Origin of the sequence: Streptomyces sp. HSW2009, from assembly GCF_040240285.1 — a bacterium.
In the GTDB taxonomy this organism is placed as follows: Bacteria; Actinomycetota; Actinomycetes; order Streptomycetales; family Streptomycetaceae; genus Streptomyces.
Window position 1 is genome coordinate 1 of record NZ_JBEHZD010000769.1, and the last position, 2,930, is coordinate 2,930.

The following is a 2,930-nucleotide window of genomic DNA, read 5'->3' on the forward strand; positions in this document are numbered from 1 at the left end:
AGCGGCACCCGCGGCCGAGGGCGCGGCGCCGGTCGGCCCCACCCGGCCGGCGGCCAGCACGACCAGCCCCGCCCTGGCCACCGCCGTACGGACCGCGGGGCGGGCGAACGGGCCGGCCACCGCCGTCGTGCCGTGCCGCAGCATCCGCTGGGTGCCGCGGCGCGCGGACTCGCCCCAGCGGGCGTCGGTCAGGGCGAGGGCGGCGAGCGCGGCCGGCTCGGCCACGGGTTCGGTGCCCAGCTCCGCGGCCTCGCGCGGGTCGGGGTGGTAGGCGGTCTCCAGCAGCGCCGGCGCCTGCGCGTGGCACAGGCCGGGCGTCAGCAGCCCGGGCCAGCGCCGCTCCCTGGCCCCGGGATGGTCGGCCGCCAACTCCTCGTACGGGCCGACCGCGGCTATCCGCGCGCCGTCCACCACCACCGCGCCGGCCACCACCGGCTCCGCCCCCGGACCGGTCAGCAGCAGGTCGGCCGCATGCACCGTCAACACGCTCGGCCCCCTCGCCCCGCCCCCGCCCGGCTCAGTTGGCGTCGACGAGCTTGAGGGCGGGGTGGGCCGTGCCGCCCTCGATCGCGGTCGACGAGATGTGCGAGACGACGCGGTCGTCGACGGGGTCGTTGGCCGGGTCGTCGTGCACCACCAGGTGCTCGTAGGTCGTGGCGCGCTGCGCCGGCACCCGGCCCGCGGTGCGGATCAGGTCGATGATCTCCATCCGGTTGGAGCGGTGCTTGGCACCGGCCGAGGAGACCACGTTCTCCTCCAGCATGATCGAGCCCAGGTCGTCCGCCCCGTAGTGCAGCGAGAGCTGGCCGACCTCCTTGCCGGTGGTCAGCCACGAGCCCTGGATGTGCGCCACGTTGTCCAGGAAGAGCCGCGCGATGGCGATCATCCGCAGGTACTCGAAGAGGGTGGCCTGCGTCTGGCCCTTCAGGTGGTTGTTCTCGGGCTGATAGGTGTACGGGATGAAGGCGCGGAAGCCGCCCGTACGGTCCTGCACGTCGCGGATCATGCGCAGGTGCTCGATCCGCTCAGCGTTGGTCTCGCCGGTGCCCATCAGCATCGTGGAGGTCGATTCGACGCCCAGGCCGTGCGCGATCTCCATGATCTCCAGCCAGCGCTCGCCGGACTCCTTCAGCGGCGCGATGGCCTTGCGCGGGCGGGCCGGCAGCAGTTCGGCGCCGGCACCCGCGAACGAGTCGAGCCCCGCGGCGTGGATGCGCCGGATGGCCTCATCGGCGGAGACGCCGGAGATCCGCGCCATGTGCTCGACCTCGGAGGCGCCCAGCGAGTGGATGACGAGCTGCGGGAACGCCTTCTTGATCGCCGCGAAGTGCTCCTCGTAGTACTCCACACCGAAGTCCGGGTGGTGGCCGCCCTGGAACATGATCTGCGTGCCACCGAGCTCCACGGTCTCCGCGCAGCGGCGCAGGATGTCGTCGAGGTCGCGGGTCCAGCCCTTGTCGTGCGCCTTGGGCGGGGCGTAGAAGGCGCAGAACTTGCACGCCGTCACGCAGACGTTGGTGTAGTTGATGTTCCGCTCGATGATGTACGTCGCGATGTGCTCGATCCCCGCGTACCGCCGGCGGCGGGCGGCGGCGGCGGCGGCGCCCCGCGCGTGCAGGGGCGCGTTCCGATACAGGTCGAGCGCCTCCTCCGGGGTGATCCGACCGCCGCCGGCGGCGCGGTCGAGGACGGACTGCAAATCGGCGTTCTCCGTCACCGGGGCGTCCCTTCCGGGGGGTTAGATACGGACCTGATCCAGCGTACGCCAGGGGTCCGACACCCCGGCCCGCGGCCGGCCCACCCCCATCGACCAGCCCGTATCCCCACCGGACGGCCCACCGGCAACCCACCGGCTGCCCACCGGCGCACCGCCGCCGAACCGCCCACAAGCCGCCGTCGGACCACCGCCGAACCGTCACCGGCCCGCCGCCGACCCACGGCGAGACCTCTTCCGGACCTTGGCCGGCCCACCACAGCAACACGGCCCCCGCCTCCGTACGCGCACTCGTACGCGCACCCGCTACGCGCGCGTCCCGCTCCTCCCTGCGCTCACTCCTGGCGCGTCAGGCGGGCCACCGGGCGACCGCCGGCCGTGTCCTCGGACTTGTAGACCAGCTTCTTCTTGTCCTCGTCCCAGGTGTACGTGGCCTGAGCCGTCTCGCCGGTGCACAGCGGTCCGTCGCCCTTGTCGGGGTCGGGGCGTTCGGTGACGGTCAGCCGGGTGTTCCGCTCCGTCACCGAGACCAGCGTGCCCACGGCGTAACAGCGCATCCCCACCAGGTCGACGACGGCCTGCACGATGACCTCGCCGCGCCGGCCCTGCCGGATGGTCGCGGTGTGCTGGCCGTTGTACTTGCCCTTGGCGTAGATCGTGCCGGTCCAGGTGCCGATGAGGTTCTTCGGCACGGTGCCGGCCGACTGCCCGGTGCCGGGGCCGGTCGGCTCGGTGTCGCCGGGCGAGTCCGAGGCGTCGGGCGAGGGGCGCGCGCCGCCGGAGGCCGGGGGCTGGGACTCCTGCTTCGCACCGGCGGACCGGTCGTGGTCGCCACCGCCGTGCAGGTTGTCCACGAGGAACACCGCCGAGGTGCCGATCGCCAGCGCACCGGCCACCGAGAGCACCAGCGAACAGCTCAGCCACTTCGGCCGGTTGCGCCGCCCGAGGCCCGCGGAGAGCGCGAGCCGGCGCTCCTTGGCCTGCTGGCCAGTGCTCGCAGCCTCCGCCACGGCAGCCGCGCCGCCCGCGGCCGTGCCCGCCGCCGCGCCGCCGGGCGGCCCGGACGCGACGCCCTCGGCCGCCACCTCCCCGCTCCCCGCCGCGGCGTGCCCCGTGTCATTTAAACAACGGGGGGGGCACGAGACCGACACCTAGGTGGGGTTGCGGGGGGTGGGTGGTAAAAAAAGAGGGGGGGGGGGGGGGGGGGGGGGGGGGG

At 73.9% G+C, this 2,930-nt stretch carries 3 protein-coding genes; all 3 read right to left on the reverse strand.

Annotated features, from left to right (window positions below):
- On the reverse strand, window positions 1–486 hold a 486-nt coding region (locus AAHZ94_RS31925), incomplete at its 3' end, for an imidazolonepropionase-like domain-containing protein (protein ID WP_349997201.1).
- 31 nt (window positions 487–517) lie between these two features.
- Complete coding sequence (mqnC, locus tag AAHZ94_RS31930; RefSeq protein ID WP_349997202.1) at window positions 518–1,717, reverse strand: cyclic dehypoxanthinyl futalosine synthase; 1,200 nt, start codon at window positions 1,715–1,717, stop codon at window positions 518–520.
- Between the two features lie 332 nt (window positions 1,718–2,049).
- Window positions 2,050–2,799, reverse strand: coding sequence for a hypothetical protein (locus AAHZ94_RS31935; protein ID WP_349997203.1), 750 nt, complete (start codon window positions 2,797–2,799; stop codon window positions 2,050–2,052).
- Between the last annotated feature and the right edge of the window lie 131 nt (window positions 2,800–2,930).